This window comes from Staphylococcus petrasii (assembly GCF_002902565.1).
Lineage (GTDB): Bacteria > Bacillota > Bacilli > Staphylococcales > Staphylococcaceae > Staphylococcus > Staphylococcus petrasii.
Genome location: NZ_PPRC01000133.1, coordinates 1 through 21,298, shown reverse-complemented (window position 1 = coordinate 21,298; position 21,298 = coordinate 1). Strand labels below are relative to the sequence as shown.

General features: G+C 35.2%; 17 protein-coding genes. 5 read left to right on the top strand and 12 right to left on the bottom strand.

Annotation, left to right across the window (positions count from 1 at the left end):
• Window positions 1-587 precede the first annotated feature (587 nt).
• The 3 genes from CD127_RS12500 to CD127_RS12490 all read left to right on the top strand — a co-directional run bounded on the left by CD127_RS12500 (window position 588) and on the right by CD127_RS12490 (window position 4,997).
• Complete coding sequence (locus CD127_RS12500; RefSeq protein ID WP_103366920.1) at window positions 588-3,158, top strand: MMPL family transporter; 2,571 nt, start codon at window positions 588-590, stop codon at window positions 3,156-3,158.
• A 22-nt stretch (window positions 3,159-3,180) separates the two neighbouring features.
• Window positions 3,181-4,122, top strand: a complete 942-nt coding sequence (locus CD127_RS12495; protein WP_103366919.1) for a glycine betaine ABC transporter substrate-binding protein — start codon at window positions 3,181-3,183, stop codon at window positions 4,120-4,122.
• Between the two features lie 314 nt (window positions 4,123-4,436).
• On the top strand, window positions 4,437-4,997 hold the full coding sequence (locus CD127_RS12490; protein WP_103366918.1) for a TetR/AcrR family transcriptional regulator: 561 nt from the start codon (window positions 4,437-4,439) through the stop codon (window positions 4,995-4,997).
• A 250-nt stretch (window positions 4,998-5,247) separates the two neighbouring features.
• Here the strand turns inward: CD127_RS12490 and CD127_RS12485 are convergent, their stop codons facing one another.
• Window positions 5,248-5,931: a type 1 glutamine amidotransferase domain-containing protein gene (locus CD127_RS12485; protein ID WP_103366917.1), complete on the bottom strand. Its 684-nt coding sequence runs from the start codon at window positions 5,929-5,931 to the stop codon at window positions 5,248-5,250.
• Between the two features lie 18 nt (window positions 5,932-5,949).
• Complete coding sequence (locus CD127_RS12480; protein ID WP_174694748.1) at window positions 5,950-6,951, bottom strand: NADP-dependent oxidoreductase; 1,002 nt, start codon at window positions 6,949-6,951, stop codon at window positions 5,950-5,952.
• Window positions 6,952-7,180: 229 nt separating this feature from the next.
• Between CD127_RS12480 and CD127_RS12475 the strand changes: the two genes are divergently transcribed.
• Window positions 7,181-8,233, top strand: a complete 1,053-nt coding sequence (locus CD127_RS12475; protein WP_103366915.1) for an LLM class flavin-dependent oxidoreductase — start codon at window positions 7,181-7,183, stop codon at window positions 8,231-8,233.
• A 24-nt stretch (window positions 8,234-8,257) separates the two neighbouring features.
• Window positions 8,258-8,614 carry a DoxX family protein gene (locus CD127_RS12470; RefSeq protein ID WP_103366914.1) on the top strand — a complete coding sequence of 119 codons (357 nt, stop codon included), beginning with the start codon at window positions 8,258-8,260 and terminating at the stop codon, window positions 8,612-8,614.
• A gap of 208 nt (window positions 8,615-8,822) precedes the next feature.
• Here CD127_RS12470 and CD127_RS12465 read toward each other — a convergent pair whose 3' ends face one another.
• The 10 genes from CD127_RS12465 to CD127_RS12420 all read right to left on the bottom strand — a co-directional run.
• Window positions 8,823-9,668: an SDR family oxidoreductase gene (locus CD127_RS12465; protein WP_103366913.1), complete on the bottom strand. Its 846-nt coding sequence runs from the start codon at window positions 9,666-9,668 to the stop codon at window positions 8,823-8,825.
• Window positions 9,669-9,683: 15 nt separating this feature from the next.
• The gene (locus CD127_RS12460) at window positions 9,684-10,166 is read right to left on the bottom strand and encodes a peptide-methionine (S)-S-oxide reductase (RefSeq protein WP_103366912.1); all 483 of its coding nucleotides are present in this window, start codon (window positions 10,164-10,166) and stop codon (window positions 9,684-9,686) included.
• Between the two features lie 15 nt (window positions 10,167-10,181).
• A complete protein-coding gene (gtfB, locus tag CD127_RS12455) occupies window positions 10,182-11,516 on the bottom strand; it encodes an accessory Sec system glycosylation chaperone GtfB (RefSeq protein ID WP_103366911.1) in 1,335 nt (444 codons plus the stop codon).
• The gene (gene gtfA, locus CD127_RS12450; protein ID WP_103366910.1) at window positions 11,509-13,017 is read right to left on the bottom strand and encodes an accessory Sec system glycosyltransferase GtfA; all 1,509 of its coding nucleotides are present in this window, start codon (window positions 13,015-13,017) and stop codon (window positions 11,509-11,511) included. The genes gtfB and gtfA overlap by 8 nt, the downstream gene beginning before the upstream one ends.
• Window positions 13,018-13,033: 16 nt before the next feature.
• A complete protein-coding gene (gene secA2, locus CD127_RS12445; protein ID WP_103366909.1) occupies window positions 13,034-15,424 on the bottom strand; it encodes an accessory Sec system translocase SecA2 in 2,391 nt (796 codons plus the stop codon).
• Window positions 15,417-15,962, bottom strand: a complete 546-nt coding sequence (asp3, locus tag CD127_RS12440; RefSeq protein ID WP_103366908.1) for an accessory Sec system protein Asp3 — start codon at window positions 15,960-15,962, stop codon at window positions 15,417-15,419. The genes secA2 and asp3 overlap by 8 nt, the downstream gene beginning before the upstream one ends.
• A complete protein-coding gene (gene asp2, locus CD127_RS12435) occupies window positions 15,949-17,508 on the bottom strand; it encodes an accessory Sec system protein Asp2 (protein WP_103366907.1) in 1,560 nt (519 codons plus the stop codon). The genes asp3 and asp2 overlap by 14 nt, the downstream gene beginning before the upstream one ends.
• Complete coding sequence (gene asp1 / locus CD127_RS12430; protein ID WP_103366906.1) at window positions 17,498-19,069, bottom strand: accessory Sec system protein Asp1; 1,572 nt, start codon at window positions 19,067-19,069, stop codon at window positions 17,498-17,500. Before asp1 ends, asp2 begins: the two co-directional genes overlap by 11 nt.
• Before the next feature lie 10 nt (window positions 19,070-19,079).
• Window positions 19,080-20,279 carry an accessory Sec system protein translocase subunit SecY2 gene (gene secY2 / locus CD127_RS12425; RefSeq protein ID WP_103366905.1) on the bottom strand — a complete coding sequence of 400 codons (1,200 nt, stop codon included), beginning with the start codon at window positions 20,277-20,279 and terminating at the stop codon, window positions 19,080-19,082.
• Between the two features lie 289 nt (window positions 20,280-20,568).
• The coding region (locus CD127_RS12420; RefSeq protein ID WP_142381324.1) for an LPXTG cell wall anchor domain-containing protein at window positions 20,569-21,298 on the bottom strand (730 nt) is incomplete at its 5' end.

Genomic DNA, 21,298 nt, shown 5'->3' with positions numbered 1-21,298 from the left:
CAATTTTACAATATATTAATATTTCCCTATAAAAATAGTTCGTTAGATAATATAATAAGGATGAAAGCGTTATTATAGTAATTACGTACATTTTTAACATATGGATTAAGGAGGCTAGGTTGATGCTCATTTTTTCAATTATCTTATTACTTATCGGCATAGCATTAATCGCCACCAGTAGATTTGTTGCCTATAAACGCGATATTGATTTACGAGAAAAAATATATATTCCAGGGGTATTAATTTTTCTAATCGGAGCGTTATGCCTTATTGGCTGTTGGGTAAACTAATTGACCTTATACATAAACAACATTCTCAGGTACATACATTATGTTACCTGTTTTTTTATATTCATTTTTATTCTCTCACTCACTTATTCTCCAACATTTTTTACAAAATGTCGCTTTTTTCAACGCCATTAAATTTTTAATGGTACCCTTCACTCTTATATCTTGTTACATTAACCATTGTAATATGAATCTAAGCGCCTTTTATCGAGAAACATACTAACCAACAAAAACGCATAATTGATAATTGCATTATTCCAGACTTAGATCATCAAAACTTATAAAATAGGAGGAAACACATTGGCAAAGCTATTATACAAACTTGGAACATTTATAGCTAAAAACAAATGGCTTAGTGTCATTAGTTGGCTTGTCATCTTAGGTGTTATCATTACACCGCTTGCGCTTAACTCGCCTAAATTTGATGACGACATTACAATGAATGGCCTAAAGTCACTTGATACAAATGACAAAATCAGTAAAGAATTTCATCAAGACAGTGAAAAAGCCTCGATGAAAATCGTCTTCCATTCTAATAGAGAAGATGGATTGAAAGACAAAGATAAAAAGAAAGATATTGAAGATGCATTAGACAACATCAAACAAAAAGATGATTACATCCAAAATATCTCAAATCCATATGACAGTGGACAAGTAAATAAAGATGGCGACACAGCTATCGCAAATATTAGTTACGTTGTAAAACAAACAAATATGCAAGATTCATCTAAGAAAGTCATTGATAAAGAACTACAAGATGTAAAAGATAACCACAATATCCAAATAGAAAAGACCCAAGGTGATGCAATGGGTAGTGAACCTGGTGGCACATCAGAAATAGTAGGTATCGTAGTCGCTTTCGTTATTCTACTTATTACCTTTGGTTCACTTATTGCAGCTGGTATGCCAATCATTAGTGCCATTATCGGCCTAGGCTCAAGTGTGGGTATCATTGCCTTATTAACATTTGTATTCGATATTCCAAACTTCACACTAACATTAGCTGTAATGATTGGTTTAGCCGTAGGTATCGACTACTCACTATTTATTCTATTTAGATATAAAGAACTTAAACAACAAGGTATCGATACAGTAGAAGCAATCGGTAAAGCTGTCGGAACTGCAGGTAGTGCCGTTATCTTTGCAGGTCTTACAGTAATGATGGCCGTTTGTGGACTTTCATTAGTAGGTATTGATTTCTTAGCTGTAATGGGATTTGCCTCAGCACTCAGTGTATTATTCGCAGTATTAGCAGCATTAACGTTGTTACCTGCATTGATTAGCATTTTCCATAAAAGCATTAAAATCAAACAGAAATCAACTAAAAGTAAAGACCCTAAAAATCATCCATGGGCTAAATTTATCGTAGGTAAACCTATCGTAGCAGTTATCATTAGTTTAGTTATCTTAATACTAGCAGCCATTCCAGTAAGTGGTATGCGCTTAGGTATCCCAGATGACAGTATGAAACCTAATGATACTTCAGAACATAAAGCGTATGAACTTATCTCAGATAACTTTGGAGAAGGTTATAACGGACAAATCGTCATGTTAGTTAACACTAAAGATGGCGGCAGTAAAAAAGATATCCAACGCGATTTAAGCAACATGCGTGATGACTTAAAAGATCTTGATAACGTCGACACTGTGTCACAAGCAAGACTTAACGACAATAACCATTACGCACTATTTACAATAATTCCTGAAAAAGGACCAAACGCTAAATCAACTGAAGACTTAGTTTATGATTTACGCGATTATCATAGCCAAGCTCAAGATAAATATCATTTCGACACAGAAATCTCAGGACAAAGTGTCATCAATATTGATATGTCAGAAAAACTTAATAACGCTATCCCAATATTCGCAGGCGTTATCGTTGTCCTTGCATTCTTACTATTAATGGTAGTATTCCGTTCAATCCTTGTACCACTTAAAGCAGTACTTGGCTTCATCCTATCATTAATGGCAACACTCGGTTTCACAACGCTTGTAGTACAAGACGGATTCTTAGGTGGCCTATTCGGCATAGAAAACACAGGCCCATTATTAGCATTCTTACCAGTTATCACAATCGGCCTCCTATTCGGACTAGCCATCGATTACGAACTCTTCTTAATGACACGCGTTCACGAAGAATACAGTAAAACTGGTGACAACGATCACTCAATTCGCGTAGGGCTTAAAGAAAGCGGACCAGTTATCGTAGCCGCTGCACTCATCATGTTCAGCGTATTCATTGCCTTCGTCTTCCAAGACGACACAATGATTAAATCAATGGGTCTCTCACTCGCATTCGGTGTCCTATTCGACGCATTCATCGTCCGCATGACACTAATCCCTGCCCTAACAAAACTCTTCGGCAACGCATCATGGTACCTACCTAAATGGCTAGGCGCCGTCCTACCAAAAATCGACGTCGAAGGTAAAGCACTAGAAAGCGATGATAACCATCATCAAACTTCTTCTGCTTCTGAAAAAGGCCAAGAAGAAACACGCTACAGAGAATTCGCTAGCCCAGACAAAGACACTCATCACAAACAAGATGACACACGTAGCTACAACAACATCAACCATGACAATAACCAACACCATGAACATTACAACAACGAAGATTACAACCATTCTGTAAGCCTAAATCATCATGAAAACGAACCAAATCATCGTCATGATAACCAACACGAAGAGGCACAAACACATTCAAACTTTGATACAACTACAAACCTTTATAAAGACTTAACAGATAACAATGTAGATCAAGATGTACTATTTAAAGCATTAATGTTATACGCTCGTGAAAACAACAAAGGCGTATATGATAGATACAACAATCAACCAAATCATCGTCATGATGACGAACATAGAAATTAAAATTAAAAGGAGGAAACGCGTTATGTTCAAACATCGTAGTTCGAAATTTCTAGGACTACTAGCCACAATTGCCTTAGCCATCGTGCTAAGTGCATGTGGCAATAGTGGTAGCGAGTCATCAGACGATGGCAAAACAGCGTTAGGTAAAAAAGAAATTGAAATTCCTTACATCGCAAGTGATAACTCGGCACCACGTTCTTTAGTCATTGCTGAAGTATTAAAAAAAGCAGGATATGACGTCACAACAACACCTGTCCCAGCAAGCGGACCATTATATGCTGATGTTTCAGCAAACCATAGTTCTTTCCATGCGTCAGGTATCTTCCCAGATACAGATAAAAGCTACTATGAAAAATATAAAGATAAAATCACTTTATACGACGATAAAAACTTCATTGATGACGTTAAAGTAGGACTAGCAGTACCTAAATATGTACAAGATATTGATTCAATCAGTGATTTAAAAGACAACAAAGATTTCGGTAAATCAGTAGATTGGACCATTCAAGGTACAGACGCTAGAAATGGTGTAATGAAAAACACAAAAGATGAACTTGATAAAAACGATTTAGAAGATTACAGCTTAAAAGAAAGCTCAGACCAAGAGCAGTTTAAGAAAATACAAAGTGCATTCAAACAACAACAACCGATTATCTTTACTGCAATGGAACCTAATTGGTTCTCTAAAGAATTAGATGTCAAAATGTTAAAAGATCCTGATAAAATTTACGGGAGTGATCATGAACATATTAATTTAGTATTTAATAGTAATTTCAAAGATCAACATCCTGCTGCTTACAAAATTGCAACACGTATGGCAGATGACTGGAATCAAAAAGATGAAGAGAAACTCGCTAAAAAAATCTTCGTCGACAATAAAAACCCAGAACAAGTTGCGAAAGATTACGTAGATAATAATGATAATAAAGTGGATGATTGGTTAAAAGACGTAGATACTGAATAATCTAAAGAGAAGTGAAGTTATCAGGGATAAAGAAATTTTATAAGGGGCATGCTTGTTTTATATAGCATGATGAGACTATTTACATCTCTAAGATGTAGATAGTCTTTTTTATTCTCACTCTACATAAATATAAACGGGCGACATGAAAGAATTACTTCTTTTAAATTAAAATTTTTATGTGATTGAGAGGTTGGTTCCAATTGTAATGACTATATATTAAGGAGTTATTTTTGGAAATATAAAAGTTATTGTGATAAATTACTCTTATTACGTCAGGCTATCTGGCTATATTAAAGACATAGGAGAATCAGATTATGCCGACAGCTAATCAAAAACGAATGATTAAACATATTCATGAAACAGTTTTTACTTTATTAAATGATTATCATTTTGATGAAATTACCGTTCAAAAAATATGTGAAACTGCCGAAATCAACCGTAGTACGTTTTATCGTTACTTTCAAGATAAGTACGATATACTCTACACTTTGCCAGATTTCATCACTCAAAAAATTGTCAATGATGATATAGGTCTTTCCTCACCTGAGTCGTTTCAAGATTTCATCTATTATATTGGTCAACATAAAAAACTTTTCAAACATTTATTAGTTTCTTCTCGACAAGTAGATGTCTTTCGCAATCTAACTAGTGTAAGTCGAGAAATGATGCTCAATAACGCTAAATACCAACAAGACCCTTTAGCGATTAAAATACAACAAAGTAAGCATCCTGAAATTGTAGCTGATTTCTTTAGTAGTGGCGTTATCGAAGTTATACGTCGTTGGGTGGAAAATGATTACGATTATAGCGTGGAAGAAGTATTCGAAACGTTAAATGGTTTATTAGAAACCTCATTAATCAGCGATAAAGATTAAAAAGCATTCTCACAAGATTTCGAGTGAGAATGCTTTTTTGTTATTTCCGATTTTTAGTTTCTATACTTTTGTAAACCATAAACCCTGAATTAATTACTATCAAAATAGTGATTATAGCTAGTACCCAAGTAGGCCAATTCATCGTGTTATACATGATTAATAATATCATCAATATAATATTCAATACGGACGATGCCATCATTTGTTGATCCACTAAAAATCACCTCAGTACTACATTACCCTCATGACTTTAAAATAATAATTTCTTCACTTCTTGAGCTACTTTAGCTGGTGATTGTGGATTTTGTCCTGTTACGATACGGTCATCCACTTGAACATATGGCGTAAAAGGCAATCTTCTAAATGAGTATTTAGCACCACGATTTTTAATTTCATTTTGTAAGTGGAAAGGCACTAAAGTGTCACGGTTGGCTAATACTTCTTCTATATTTGAGAAACCTGTAATATGTTTATCTTCAATTAAGTAATTTTCATTTTCTGCTGTAGCGTTAAGAAGCGCAGCAATACCGTGACATACTGCTGAAACGATGCCTCCTTTACGGTATATCGTTTCGATGGCGTGCTGTATGGTACTATTTTCCGGGAAATCATACATAACGCCATGTCCGCCTGTGAAATAAATGGCGTCGTAATCTTCGGGCTTAGCTTCAGTTATAGGTTGGGCGTATTTCAATTTATTCATAAATTCGGCATCTTTATAGTAAGATTTCGTCTTTTTGTCTAACATTAAAGGAGATAGACTCACGGGGTCGATGGGTGTATTGCCTCCAGTGACGTTGAAAATATCTAGTGTTACGTCTTCATCTTTAAATTCATTATAAAAATGAACAAGTTCCCCTAACCATAGGCCTGTTGGCTTCTCATGTTCTCCGAAATAATCAGTACTTGTGTTTACAATCATTATTTTTTTCACGTTATTCACCGCCTTTTTTTAGTTATCCATTTTAATAATTATTTTGCCTTTAGCGTGTCCATTTGTGGAATATTCTAAAGCTTGTTGAGTGTCTTTGAAATCAAAAACTTTATCGATAATTGGTTTGATTTTACCGTCTTCGATTAACTGTGCAATTTCTTTCAATTGGTCGCCACTTGGGTGCATAAATAGAAATTCATAATTTACGTTAAATTGCTTTGCACGTCGTCTTAATTTATAAGAAGCTGCGCGTAATAAAGCTTCTTTTCCAATATTTAAATGTAAATCACGAGCATTTTTATCTGTAGGAATGCCTGAGACAGAGGCGATAGTGCCACCTGGTTTAAGAATTTCGAATGATTTTTGGAGATTATCGCCACCTAATGTATCAAATACACCGTCGAAATCATTTAATATTTTAGAGAAGTCTTGTTCACGATAATTTATAAATTGGTCGACTCCTAATGATTCAACTAATTCTTTTCCTCGGTCGCTACCTGTCGTTGCAACGTATAAGCCCATTGCTTTAGCAAGTTGAATAGCAAATGTACCTACGCCTCCTGAACCTGCTTGAATTAAGACCTTATCGCCCTCTTTAAGTTGCATCACTTCGTTCAATGCTTGATAAGAAGTTAAGCCGACTAATGGAATGCTTGCCGCTTCTTCAAACGTTAGTCCTTTAGGCATAGGCGCAATTTCAGAAGCATCTATTGAGATATATTCTGCAAATGTGCCAATTTTAGTTTTACGTGGTCGTCCAAAGACTTTATCTCCAACTTGATAGTCTTTGACATTTGCGCCTACTTCAGTAATCACACCTGCAAAGTCATTTCCTAAAATTAATGGAAAATCGTATGATAGTAAAATCTTCAAACCGCCATCTCTAATTTTGAAATCGATTGGATTTACGCTTGCTGCTTTAATTTGTACTCTTACTTCGTTTGGATTCATAGAAGGTATTGGCATTCGTTCTTCAGATACAGGATAATTACCATATTGATGAATGACCATCGCACGCATATCCGTTTTCATAATTATTAATCTCCCCTCTTAGCTCATTTATTGTGTTCAATTATAGGGACTCATCTATGTAAATACCAATTATATGTTTTCACCCTATTCTTTTTGAAAATGAGGTATTCTACCGCTTTCTATAAATTTATCTCTAATTCGAAACTTTTCTATTGACCTTTTCAAAAATAAGGAATACAATTCTAAGTATAAAAATTATACCTAGGAGGTGAACATTGTGAAAATTGAATTAGGATTAACATCATTTGGAGATAATGAGAAAATGATTACGGCAGATGGTACGCGTGAGGCTGTATCAAATGCACAACGTATTCGAGATATCGTTGAAGAAATAGAATTAGCAGATCAATTAGGTTTAGATGTTTATGGATTAGGTGAACATCATCGTGAAGATTATGCCGTGTCAGACCCTGTTACAGTGCTTGCGGCAGCCGCTGCTCGTACTAAGCACATTAAATTGTCGTCTGCAGTAACAGTGTTATCTTCAGATGACCCAGTGCGCGTGTATCAACGCTTCTCAACATTAGATGCGGTTTCAAATGGACGCGCTGAAATCATGATTGGTCGAGGGTCATTTATCGAATCATTCCCGTTATTCGGTTATAATTTAAATGACTACGAAGATTTATTTAATGAGAAGTTACAATTATTGCTAAAAATCAATAAACATGAAATAGTTAGTTGGGAAGGTAAATTACGTCCAAGTTTCGAAGCGACGCCAATTTATCCGCGCGTTGAACATGGCGAATTACCTATTTCAATTGCCACAGGTGGTACGCCTGAATCTTCTTTAAGAGCGGGCGCGTTTGGATTACCAATTACGTATGCAATTATTGGCGGTAATCCTAGACGATTTACACGCAATATTGAAATTTATAAATCTGTGGCTGCTTCTTACGGACATAATCCTGATAACTTACCAGTGGCAGTTCACTCATGGGGTTATGTCGCTAAAACAGATGAAGAAGCTAAGCGCGATTTCTTCCCTCCTCTGAAAGCATATCATGATGTTCTTGGTCGTGAACGTGGATGGCCAGAATTTGATCAGAATATGTTTGAACGAGAAATAGGACCAAATGGTGCGATTTACCTTGGTAGCCCTGAAACGGTTGCCCAAAAAATTATTGATACTGTGGAAACATTGGGACTTAGCCGCTTCATGATTCATACCCCAGTAGGTTCTATGCCTCATGAATATGTCATGAAGTCAATTCGCTTATTTGGCGAACGTGTGAAACCAATTGTTGATAAATATTTTGAAAATAAATAACAAATAAAAGGAGATTTTTAAATTATGATTTTACGTTATGCTGCAAACTTAAAACTTGCGAAAGAATTATACGATGCTTCAAAACCTAAATTAAAAGGTGACCAAGAAATGAAAGAAACATTTACAAATGTATTTGGTTTACCTGAAAACGCTGTTAAATTAGCAGGTACTTTAGAAGCAACTGCTGCTGCATTATTTGCTGCAAGTTTCTTAAGCAAAAACTTATCTCGTTTAGGTTCAATCACTACTTTCGGTGTGTTAGGCGTAGCTGCTTACAAACACTTCGAAGCTGGTCATGGTAAAGAAGGCGCGCAACATGCATTAGACTTATTAGGTTTAGCTGCATTAAGCTTCGCTGATACTTTTTGTGAGAAAAAATAATATACTTGTCGACTAATTTAAAGAATGAAGACTGAAAGAAAGCCCTTATCAATCGAGGAAACGAAATGCGTAACGACGGGAGTTTACTACTAGGTAAATGACCTAGGCACGCATAAGGTGACGAAGAGTGAAAGGGTTTGTCTACAGTCTTAGAGAGTAGGACATGTGGTGATTTCTACCATATTGCCCTACTCTCTTTATTTATACCTTATTCCCCGCTTTGTAAGAATTCCGGGAGGGTTTGTGGTTTATCATGGACGAGTTGTTCAAAGTCATCTGATTCTTGATCGAGTAAGCCTCTTGCTGCGGCTTCGTACATGGATGCTAGCAATGCGCCAAACCCTTTCGGCTCGTCGTACATTTCTGAGAATTTTCCCAAAGAAACTGGATCGTATTTAATTTCTGTGTCGGCTGCGTCGGAAAGGATGCGTGCGAGTTCGGTCATTGAGTAGCTGTAGCCTGATAACAGGTAGCGTTGGCCGAATTTCTCGGGTTGTTGCAGGAGGGCAATGATGCCTCGTGCGATGTCGTTTCTTGAAATATAGTTGATGCGGCCTTCTCCTGCGGGGTAAATCAATTTATGCATTTCTGCTAATTCTGGCAGATAAGGTTTGAGCGGGTCCATGTACATGGCCATTCGCACGTAGGTATAGTTGAGTCCGCTTGTCGCAAGCAATCGTTCTGCATAGCCAAAATATGGGCTCATATGGAACGGGTTGTTGTGTTGGTCGGCGTAGTAGCCTATGAACATGATGTGTTGGACTTTAGCTTTTTGTGCAGCGCTAACTAAGTTCTCGACTTCGGGAAGTCGTTTGAATGACGGGTGGATGATGCTTGGGATGAATACCACTGTGTCGATGTTGTCGAAGGCTTTTACCATGCTTTCTTCATTGAAATAATCTAATTCACGAATTTTGATATAGTCGTGCCAGTGGTTTGGAACTTTTTCAGGGTTACGAATTCCGATATGGAAATTGGGAATTTGTTCTTTAATGGCGTGTTCAGTGATGTGTGAACCGAGATGGCCTGTCGCACCTGTTAATAAAATATTCATCGCTATCGCTTCTTTCTATATATATTTATTCAGTAATTCAGGGTGGATATGACAATAAGTAATATCTTCGGGATGTTTGTCTAAGCGATCTTGATGTTCGTCCGCACTCTTAATGTAATTGTTGAGTGGTAGGACTTCGACGGCAATGCGTGCTTTATCTGGTCGCTGATTGATGAACGCTTGGGCTTCTTCTAAGTGATGAGTGTGTTCGCTATAAATGCCGGTGCGATATTTCGGGCCTTCATCTACGCCCTGCTTATTGATGCTATAAGGGTCAATAATTTCAAAAAGATAATTCATTAAATCTGTAATTGAAATTTGGCTAGGGTCGAATGTCGTTTTTACACATTCTGCATAGCCATCATAGTCACCATCGAGTTCAGTTGTCGTCCCATTTGCACGCCCCGCTTCTGTTGTCACAACACCAGGCAATGTTTTAATAAATGCTTGAACACCCCATAAACAACCCCCAGCAAGATATACCGTTTCTGTGTTCATCGTTACCCACCTCTTTTACTTCATCGCTTTATTTAATATTTTCTTAAATGCTCTTTTATCTATTTTATTATTTTGTTGTTTTTGGTGCTCTAATCTTTCTTTAAAATGATTTTTGTCTGTCGCAATATCAGTAAGGATATTTGTTAATTGCATGTAGTCAGTTTGTGGAACTATATTATTTCTAGCGATAAATTCACGGCGATGTGCTGTTTCATCATAAGCTAGAATTAATTGATTACTTAACATCGCTCGCTCTATAGCATTTGAAATTTCGCCACCACGATTAATATCTAAATAAATATCACATGAATGGAATAACTCGCTAGTCATCGCTTTAGTAATAGTTGGATATAATGTCACATTTGGATATTGATCAAGATGCATTAATTTATCCGACATTTCTGTAATAGCACCTATATGAAATTCAAATTCTGGTAAGGTTTGAATTAATGTTTCGATATTTGGAATGTCATCAGAATTAGTTAAATTCAGTATACGTTTTGAGTATTTATTAGTTTTCTGATAATCATACAGATATCCAGATTGTGCGATGGATGAATGATATTGTGGTTCAATATTTTCTACAATGCTTTGATATTCATTTTTATCTGGAATAATGACTGTATTTTGTTGAGATTTATTATCTAACATTTGTTTCATATTTCCCGGGACATTGCCACCACTTTGTTCTTGCCAGAAAAGTACCGTTTTTTCAACAATATTAGAACGGTATGTGACAAAAAATGGTGTTGCTAATGAGTTAATGATGATTTTAGATAAATCTAACTTTAATTGTTTTAAAAAGAAAATAATAAAATCATGTTTTGAAGCAAAGAAATGAGACTGTCCTTTCCAATCTAAGACTATATCTTTAGTGACAAAGTTCTCATATAATACTTCTTTTCCATCACGATTAATATATGTTTTGACAATTGGTTTCTTTTCTAAATCATATACAGTCGTCGCAAATTTAAAACCATCTTTCGTGTAGTAATCGACAGAACGTAAATGATTATTCGGATCAAACCATTCGACAAAACTAACAATACGCGTTTTAAAATGTTTACGGTAAAAAATGCGTCCTCTCACAATGCCATTATCAATCACTTCGGCGTAATCATTACTTCCTTTAATTTCCCAAAATGGTGGAACTTGTACGTCATTGAAAAACGCCGGTTTATCATTATTTAAGCGTTGATAATCCACAAAAAAGCGATACGGCGAAAGCACATCATCAGGTAAAAAGCCATCGTCATCCATTACAATTGTTGCATGATTATAACCAGCTAGTTCAAGAGACTGTTTTAATTGTTGTGACGCTACATTATACGTTTCAAATAAATTAATCATATAGCACCTCATCTATTAAATTTTGCCATTTCCGCGTTATATGTTCTGTTTTAAATGGCTCGGCAATTTGATAAGACACATCGTGGGGTTGTTTAGGTCCATTGTTAAAATATTGAACAATTTTATCAGCAATATAATTAGTTATTTCATCTACATTTTGCTTTTCAGTATCAATCGGAATCAAATAGCCATTGTTTCCATTTTTTATAAAAGTGGGGTTCCCATAATTTACATTAAAACCTATCATGCCAAGACCTGACCCCACCGCTTCCATCAACGTAAGTCCGAAGCCTTCACTCGTAGACGCTGATACAAACAACTCATAATTCGCATAAATTTCATCCAATTTAACGTGTCCTTGTAATTGAATATAGTCTTGTGCGTCGTTGTCTTTAATAATGGTCTCGATATTTGCTTTCTCACTACCATAACCGTAAATATCAAATTTAAGTTGTGGGACGTGTCTCTTTGCTTTTACAACAGCTTTAGCTATCCAATCCACATGTTTCTCACTTGCCAGTCTTGATGCTGTTAACATTGAATATGGTTGTCTCTCTTTTTTAGGATAAGCAAGATGATGTAAGCTTCCTACTGGTATCGTACGCACGCGTGGTTGATGAGACGTGTATTGTTTAAATTGCTCAGATAAAATTTTATTTTGTAAGTCTGTCGCAGTGATGTAAAAATCAATATGTGATGCTTGTGCAAAGACATATTCGTAATAATTGTTCCATAAGATATGTGTCTCATCTGTGCTATTTTCACTAAAATGTTCCGCATGAACTACAATCCCTACTTTGCTTGGGCCTTTATTTTCCAAAATAGCCTGACCAACTTTCGTCGATCTATCAATAATCACAATATCTTGTGCGGTCAATTGTAATTTGCGCATAAAGTAAGCTACAAATTGTTGTTTACTGTAAAGACGGGCATCATCAAAGACATAGACACTCGACTCACCATCAATATATTCTTTATAAACGATAGAGCCATCTTCATTATAGAACTGACGCATATATAACTTCGCTTTATTATCACTAGGGGCATAATATTCTGAGAACGTACGCACATAACTATAATAATCTTTTCGAATCAACATTCCGTTAACCACAAATTCTGCACGATCAACCACGTTTTCGCCTTCATTTTTTAAATAACAACTCACATAAGATTGGTCGTTACCAATATATAGACGAACCGTTTTCCCCATTTCCACCCTAGATGTAACCGGATTTCCTAAATCATTAATTAAATCATCTAATGTATAAGTCGTTGGTGCAATCGGGATGTCGCTGAAGAACTGATAAAGCCATATAATTTCATCATCTTTAAAGCCCATATTACTCGTTAATGTTTGAATATTTTCAACTGATATAAAGTCTAAAAAGATAAATTTAGCGGGTTGATTCACCTGCCTCAATAACTTAGCACGATAAGCTTGAGCGTATTCTACACCACTACTCGCCCAGCCAATGCCAAAATTAATATTATAAATTGTCATTGCTAAACACCTCATTTTAAGGAAAATGTATTACTAAATCGTCATCTTTATCAAACATTAAGATGCTTTGACATAAATTGCGAATAATTTCACGTTTTACCTTAATGACCATATTTTCATAAGTTTCTAACGCCACTTTATGATATTCAAACATGGCATTACGTTGTCCATTTTGACGATTATTAACGCTTGCTTTTAATTGTTGTAACTGGTCCACTTGATTAATCCATGCGACATCAATCGCTTTTAAAATGGATTTTTGTATAAAACGCGTTTTGATATAATCATCATCAGCAATAGCTAAATTATGTTGAAATTGTTGATTGAATTGATCAATTAAATAATTAATCGTCCCTTCGCGCGTTTGGATATATTGCCGAATATCACTATCATTAAAACTAAAACTGAGTTGGTTATAAATATAATGGACTACATCATCTTCACTACTTATTCCTGTGGTCTTGAAATCATACTCAAAGACATCTTTTGCGAGTGAGTCAAAGTTGAATTGACTAAAGTCTTGGACTGCTAAGATACGATCACGCTCTTCATATACTCGTTCACGTTGAATTCCGATACTTTTTTCAAATTCATTTGCCATTTCACGCGTACGCATCGCCGTTTCTTCAGATACACGTTGTGCTTTATTAACAATGTTTCTTACTTTATTTCTGAAAAATGGACTTGCCTGCAATTTCTCAGGATTGATCTTCTTAACTCTCTCGTTTTCAGCAAATTTAGAATTACTCCATCGTTTCACAATATAATCATCTAAAGAGACATAGATTTGCGAAACACCCGGATCACCTTGTCGACCTGCACGACCACGCAATTGTCGATCGACACGACTATTTTCCATATGTTCATTAATAATCACTGCTAAGCCACCTAATTCATGTACACCTGGGCCAAGTTTAATGTCTGTACCACGTCCAGCCATACTTGTTGAAACCGTGACAGCACCTAGTTGTCCAGCTTCCGCAATCATCTGTGCTTCTTTCGCAACATTTTGAGCAATCAGCAAATTATTTGGAATATGTTGTTTAAATAATTGCGCTGAAAAATATTCTGCCGCTTCAGCTGTTCGTGTAATTAATAATACCGGTTGCTGAGTTTTATGAATGTCAATCACCTTTTCAAGAATAGCTTGATTCTTCTCATTCGATTGCGCATAAACTCTATCTTCCTTATCATCACGAATAACAGGATGATCAGTCGGAATTTGAACGACAAGTTTTGAATATAAATCAAAGAACTCTTTCTCCCCTAGCTTACCTGTACCAGTCATACCTGAAAATTTATTAAATAATTTAAATAAATTTTGAAAGGTAATTGTCGCCATTACACTTAAATCTTGCGATAATTCGACGCCTTCTTTAGCTTCAATCGCTTGATGTAAACCTGATTGAAGCTTAGTACCAGGTAACATTCGCCCAGTGATACGGTCAATTAATACGACTTCTCCGTTATAAATAAAATAATCAAGATTGTCTTTAAATAAATATTTCGCTCGTAGCGATAGATTTATCACACGTACTAAATCAAAATACTCAGGGTCATACATATTATTTACTTTAAAATAATGATTCGCTGCTTCAATACCTTTCTCCGTTAGCCATACTTCTTTTTGATTCAATTTCACTTTAAAGTGCTCATCCTCAACAAGCGTTTCCACAAACATTTTCACAATTTGAAATAAATTAGACTGCACACGTGGTGCTCCAGAAATCACAAGTGGCGTTTGCGCAGCATCTAAAATAATCGAATCCACTTCATCAATCAGCGCAAAATTTAATTCTGGTAGGTATTTAGCATTAATATGATCAGCTAAATTATCAAATAAATAATCAAACCCTAAACGTCCATTTGTCGTATAAATAATATCGTGGTTATATAAAAACTGTTTCTCCCCTTCTGCGTATTCATAGTCTGGAATATCTACAAATCCGAGTGAAGCAGTTAAACCTAACCATTCATACAATGGCTTCATCTCTTGAAAGTCACGATTTGCTAAATAGTCATTCGTAGTAATTAAGTACGCACCTTTACCAGTTAATGCATTTAAATAAAGTGGCATCGTGGCAGTTAGCGTTTTACCTTCACCTGTCTGCATCTCAGCAATATTACCTTGATGCATCACAATGGCTCCCATGACTTGAACCTCTTTTGGGTACATCCCTAACACTCGCTTCGACGCCTCACGAATAGTTGCGTAGGCTTCAGGCAATAACTTATCAAGCGTCGTCTTCTCTTGTTCCAAGCGTTTCTTAAATTCTGCAGTCTTACCTTGCAATTCCGCATTTGAACAATGCTCAAACGCCTCACTATAACGATTGACCTCCGCTAACCACTTCTTCACACGCTTCAGGCGTATGTTATTAATCATCTCATTCACATGATTAGCCATCTTGCCCACCTCCATCCGAGACTCTCGTCTTAAATAGTACTCGGTTAATAACGTCTAAAGCTGAGTACGACTCATCTTGAAATTCACCTTTAACATTTTCGTCCCCTATTACTTCCTTAATCTTTATATTTTGAAAATGCAGAACCGATAATCCAGCATTAATTAATTCAATTTTATAAGCATAAGCCTCAGCGGGAAATTGAAATTTTGTCATATCGTCTTTGATAATCAAATATGAAAGTTCTGTATCATTTTTACGATAGAACGTTAGTTTAATATAGGCAGCACCTTGAGGTTCTACTTGATAATTTAATGTCACTTGGTAATAATGCCCTTTTTTCAAAATTGGAAGAGAAGGGACAGTCTTTCTTACATTAAAGTTTGTTATCATGTGCCAGTCATGAATCACAGTACCTGAAGGCATTAACGGATTCTCAAAATATGTCATATCTGAATCAAAGCGCAATTTTGTCCCGTACATAAACGTCTCATTATTAATATGACGCCAATATAATATGTGATTATTAAGTACTGACATGGCTATCTCTCCCAAACTGATTTTTTAAAATTAGATTATAGAAATTTTTAAACCAATTCGTAATTGTAGGTGAGTCATCGTTATGTCGCCCTGGAATGCCTCGACTCATCACATGTGCACGCTGTTGACTTAATACAGGCGATAACGATTGAAACGCTTTTTTATCGTAATCATCATGTTCCATATATGCTATCGCAAATGTTGTTTTTGAGAGATTACTATTTTTTAATTTTTCCCAAAAACGAGTATCCAATCGGTTAATATCTGCTTGTGAAATACCACCTTCGTTCTTAAGAACCACATCATTCGCCGTTCCAAACTCATTAGGGCGTAACAACCTCATATTATTTGCGATAGTACCAACATTAATTAATGGTTTCCCAATGACTACGGCGGTCGGCTCTAATTGCGCTGCGTAATATAAGGCACCAAAAGATCCCATCGATAAGCCCGATAAGATGAGTTCATGCGACTCGAAATTTAAAAAATCAAGGGCATTTCTAATCACGTTTAGGATACCCTTTTCAAATGTTTCAGAACCTAAGTAGAAGGCACCACCTTCAAGTCGTGGGTCACCAATTAAAATAAACGGTGCATTCATCTTTTGCATCATATAGAATCCTTCGAATCCCTCAGCTGAGCGATAACCACTGAAGTAAACATTAAGTGGTGGCTTCATATCACCAGGGTTAAAGTAATGAATAAACTCATCTCTATTTTCATCAGCAAAGCGTTCGCCGCCCATAATAAATTGTCCCATTTCAAGGCGAGACCAACGCTTATGCACTGAGCCAATACGTAATTTTCCAATGCCTTTCGCTTTCAGTGAAACACTGATATTTGCTTGATAAGATAAACGTGGCAATCGAATCGGCTCATTTAAATGATCATGTTGGAAACGGAATTCTTGAATCGGATAATCAATTGAATTTGCTGGAGTAATCCTTAAAGTATATTCAATCTCAACATCTTGATTTATATCATATTCAGGCCATATCTCATTCACTTTTTCTTCATCATTCACAAGGTTTTGCGTCCAAGTTAAAAGTGGCTTAAACGTTTCGCCAAAGTTACCTTCTAACACTAACGCTTTGTTACCTTCATAATAATATTCTCCTTGAAAATGAGGATTCACTACTGCTTTGATGGGTGAAACTCTATCGCCATATTGCCCGGGAAAAGTTACCGCTAATAATTTGTCATGTAACTCCTCTTCCGAATGGTACGTTATTTTTTTAATTAATTTCGTCTTAACAAGCATTTCATTATCAAATTCTGATGACCAATAATGCACATCAATCACAGTATTATGTGGTGTAGCGACTAGATACAATAAATCCATCAATGCTTGTGAATGTGGAGTTTGAACGAAGACTAAGTCGAAGTTTCCATAAGTATTAATAATTTCTTGTACGGCCTCAATATATCCACTCTCAAACTGGAACACCGCATTATCTAAATAATCCCATTCCACATCCTTTTTATTATCAAAGAGTGTTTCTAAATCTTGGCCGCCCACTTGTAAAACTCTAAATTTACGTGCCATCATATTCACCTTCAATTAAATAATCAAGTTGTTGAATAATAAATTGCGAACTAAACTCATGACTTAATTTAATAGAATGCGCAAAAGAGTAGTTCCAATTTTTTAAATTTATTAGAAAGAAATCAAGCGCTATGCCTAGTTGTTCATAAGTTTCAATAATTAATCCATTTAACTCATGCTCAACGTAATCTGTTTGGCGCAAATTAATCTGAGGCACTCCCGCACTAATACTTGAAATTTGCAAATATAAATCTGGTTCTTGATTTAAATCTATAACGACTCTTAGTTGAGAAATAGCTTTCATTAAATCTTCCTCAAAAGGTACGGAAATAACTTTGATGACTTCCGTTGTTTGAAGTTCTGATTCTAAAATATCACGAACTTCTGGAGCCAGTTCTTCATTATCAGTATTAAAAGAATCGTTCAAGCGCGTTATATCATCTTTTAACCATTGAGGCACCTCATTTTTATTTAATCTAGTTAACACATGAATCCTTGTGTGCTCATGTTGATATAAGTATCGTGTTAAATGAAACATGATATCTTTTAACTCTTGCTCTAAAAGGTCATCAATCCAAACGCCTATATTGGTATCATATAATTGACTACTTATATTGGGTAATACTTGTGCATCGAATGGTGTTACACGCATATAATTGAATGGTTGATTTTGAACGTGATTATCTAAATACGCTTTAACTTTACGTTCATTCTCTAGCGTATCAATTAAACATTGTTGCGCCTTTGTGATAGAGTTTAGTAGCTCATCATCCATCTCTTGATTACGTGGTTTAAACACTGAGAAACAAATATTTTTGGGTTTAAATGTTTGAGAGATTAACACATTATGTCGCTTATCTGCTGCTACAATAATTTTGTCATTTTCTTCTAAATATGTTTGATTGTAGTCTAATAATTTTTCATGAATTAAATCATCCATTGTTTCATATTCTGTTTTTCGAAAATGATTATCGAAGTCTGAGTGAATTGTTATTTTTTGCGTAGTGAAATCTTGAGTCATAACCGCATTGCCACTCACATTCAGATAGACACGATGATGAGGAATTTCATGATTATTCTCATAAATATCTATCGCAGAAATAAATCCTCTATCATCAAAAATGAATTTACGTTGGCGTTGATGGGAGTCATAATCTTCAATCCATAATAAGTAACCTTCTTGACTAAAAATCACCTTAGAATATGCATTGGGACCAGTAATAGCAATTACTTGAAACGGCGTATACACAAATTCAGTATATTTAGACCAATCCAAATCCCGATAATCAATCGCTTTGGGCGTACATTGTTGAGCGCCTTGAATGTCATCAAATAGAGACCAATAAGACATTTCGTAAAGTTGATGTCGATGTAAAAATAGCCGTAACATCGGATTATAATTCAAAATTAATGTTTGAAATGACTCCTCATTTTGAAGATGCATCGACATGAGGCTAACCATATCATCAAATTCTGTTGTTCTTCTTTTACTGTAAAAGGGTTGAACCGTGCTATCCCACCAATAAGTTGAATCATACCATGCAGGTATAAACTGTTTCATAATTCTCTCCCTACCAATACTTATTCAAGATTTGTTTATAACGATCAAAATATAAATATGTTCTAATCGTTTCTCCAATATTGATACTTATGTACACCAAAATAATCAGTTGCATTGAAAAATAAATTTCTTTAGACATATTCGGAATAAATAGTGTCGAATACATTGGTATTGCTAGAATACAAGCAACTATCATCGCACCTGTTAAACATACACGACGTGCTTTTTTATTTAAATAACGTTCCGTTTCTTTACCAGGATGAACTGAATCGAAATAGTTCCCATTTTTCAAAAATTCCTTAGATTTCTTCTTAGTGTTAATTAAAAAGCGCGATAATAAATAGTTTAAAAAGATTTGTAAAATAAAATAACATGTAATTCCAATTGGATTTGCAAAGCTTAAAAATCCTAAATCTATGTTTTCATCGATTGTTGTCACAATAAAATGAATCAAATTACTTAGAATGACAAATGCTGATAAACTAATCATAATAGAAATACTTCCCGCAGGATTTAATTTCCACGCTAGATATGTTGGTGTCTTTTCAGTTGAATTATTCATAATATCTTTATAATCTAAGCGATATTCTGTTAATTCTATGAACAGTAAGAAGAAAAGCGCGATGATAAGTGTTAAGATGACTAATACAAGCAAAGTCGTACTAATATTTAACTTTGCAAAATGTTGATTGTGAAATAACGACTTGATTAAACTCATTAAAACGATTGGCATCGGTCCTGCAATTCCATAAGTAATATTTTGATCTGCTAACCATACTAAAAACATCGTTCCTGTTATCAGAATCAACATTAATAAAATGATATTCGCATTTTTAATAAAATTATTATGAATATATGTGTTAATTACATAATAACTTTGGAAAGTCGCGAATAATATAGTGATGATCCTCTCTTTGTAATGTTTTTCAGAACGTGTTTGCTTAGCCATTTTATCTACATTTCGATAATTCAATAACATAATAATAACCATTGAGGTTAACCATGGCCCTAAACCCAAGGAAAAGATATTTAAAGTTGTTAGGTCTCCTCCTACGTTAGAAATAGCTAACTTAAAAAAGGTGTCATTATCTTCACGAACTCCACTTGAACCAACAATCGAAATATTGCTTCCTAAAATATAGATAATTAAAATGAAACACGTGAATATGATTCTTTTGTATAAAATCTTATATTCTTGTTTTTTAAACATAATTCCACCCGATATTTAAAATTAGAGTCTTTTTTATTATATCAAAGAGGCTAAAGACATTAATTTTTTTGGTTTCAAATATTAGTTCGTAACCAATTAATTATGCTTTAGCCTCTTTTTATTTTTAGAAAGGACATTAAGCATGATTCTAATTATCAAAGTCTTATCTCAAAATGTTTCTGAGATATTATTTGAAAAGGAAAAGTAAGGTGCGCCTTTGAGTACTCACCTCACCTTTCTCTCATTTAAGAAAAGTTGGCTACTTTTCAAAATGAGCTAATTAATGTCCTTATCCTCTATCTTTTTTATCTTTTTTATTTTTACGAGCTCTTCTTAATAAACCTAATCCCGCTAACATTGCAGTTACCGAAGAAATAATTCCATAAGTATTTGACTCATTTTCACCAGTATCTGGTAAATCACCTTTAGCATCGTGATGTTGAGAATTACTATGAACCTCTGAACCATGACTATGAGACTCTGATGTACTTGTACTTGCAGATTCACTTGTACTCATTGATGTTGAACCACTAGTTGTAGTGCTATCTGAAGTTGAAACACTCATTGATGATGAATGCGTATTTGAATCACTTGTATGCGTTGATACACTTTCTGAACTTGAATGGCTTGTTGAGTTAGTAAAGCTGTCTGAATACGAATTACTGTGTGATGTTGAACCACTATCTGAGCCGGAATGACTTTCACTTGTTGATTCACTGTTTGAGTCGGAATGACTCATTGAATGTGAACCTGAATCTGATGTACTCATTGAGTTTGTATGACTTTCTGTGTGTGAATCACTTTGTGATGTTGAGTTACTTGCACTTGCTGACTCTGAACCACTCTCGCTTTCTGATTCGCTTGTTGATGTTGACTCACTGTCTGATGTGCTTACACTTGCTGAATCTGAGTCACTTTCACTCGTTGATGTTGACTCACTGTCTGATGTGCTTGCACTTGCTGAATCTGAGTCACTTTCACTCGTTGATGTTGACTCACTGTCTGATGTGCTTGCACTT

What these genes read in the sequence shown, in the direction of transcription:
- CD127_RS12470 (WP_103366914.1), top strand. Translation starts at nt 8,258, where the DNA reads ATGATTTTACGTTATGCTGCAAACTTAAAACTTGCGAAAGAATTATAC.
- secA2 (WP_103366909.1), bottom strand. Translation starts at nt 15,424, where the DNA reads ATGGCTAATCATGTGAATGAGATGATTAATAACATACGCCTGAAGCGT.
- CD127_RS12490 (WP_103366918.1), top strand. Translation starts at nt 4,437, where the DNA reads ATGCCGACAGCTAATCAAAAACGAATGATTAAACATATTCATGAAACA.
- gtfB (WP_103366911.1), bottom strand. Translation starts at nt 11,516, where the DNA reads ATGATTAATTTATTTGAAACGTATAATGTAGCGTCACAACAATTAAAA.
- asp3 (WP_103366908.1), bottom strand. Translation starts at nt 15,962, where the DNA reads ATGTCAGTACTTAATAATCACATATTATATTGGCGTCATATTAATAAT.
- CD127_RS12495 (WP_103366919.1), top strand. Translation starts at nt 3,181, where the DNA reads ATGTTCAAACATCGTAGTTCGAAATTTCTAGGACTACTAGCCACAATT.
- CD127_RS12460 (WP_103366912.1), bottom strand. Translation starts at nt 10,166, where the DNA reads ATGAACACAGAAACGGTATATCTTGCTGGGGGTTGTTTATGGGGTGTT.
- CD127_RS12465 (WP_103366913.1), bottom strand. Translation starts at nt 9,668, where the DNA reads ATGAATATTTTATTAACAGGTGCGACAGGCCATCTCGGTTCACACATC.
- gtfA (WP_103366910.1), bottom strand. Translation starts at nt 13,017, where the DNA reads ATGACAATTTATAATATTAATTTTGGCATTGGCTGGGCGAGTAGTGGT.
- CD127_RS12480 (WP_174694748.1), bottom strand. Translation starts at nt 6,951, where the DNA reads ATGCGTGCGATGGTCATTCATCAATATGGTAATTATCCTGTATCTGAA.
- asp1 (WP_103366906.1), bottom strand. Translation starts at nt 19,069, where the DNA reads ATGAAACAGTTTATACCTGCATGGTATGATTCAACTTATTGGTGGGAT.
- secY2 (WP_103366905.1), bottom strand. Translation starts at nt 20,279, where the DNA reads ATGTTTAAAAAACAAGAATATAAGATTTTATACAAAAGAATCATATTC.
- asp2 (WP_103366907.1), bottom strand. Translation starts at nt 17,508, where the DNA reads ATGGCACGTAAATTTAGAGTTTTACAAGTGGGCGGCCAAGATTTAGAA.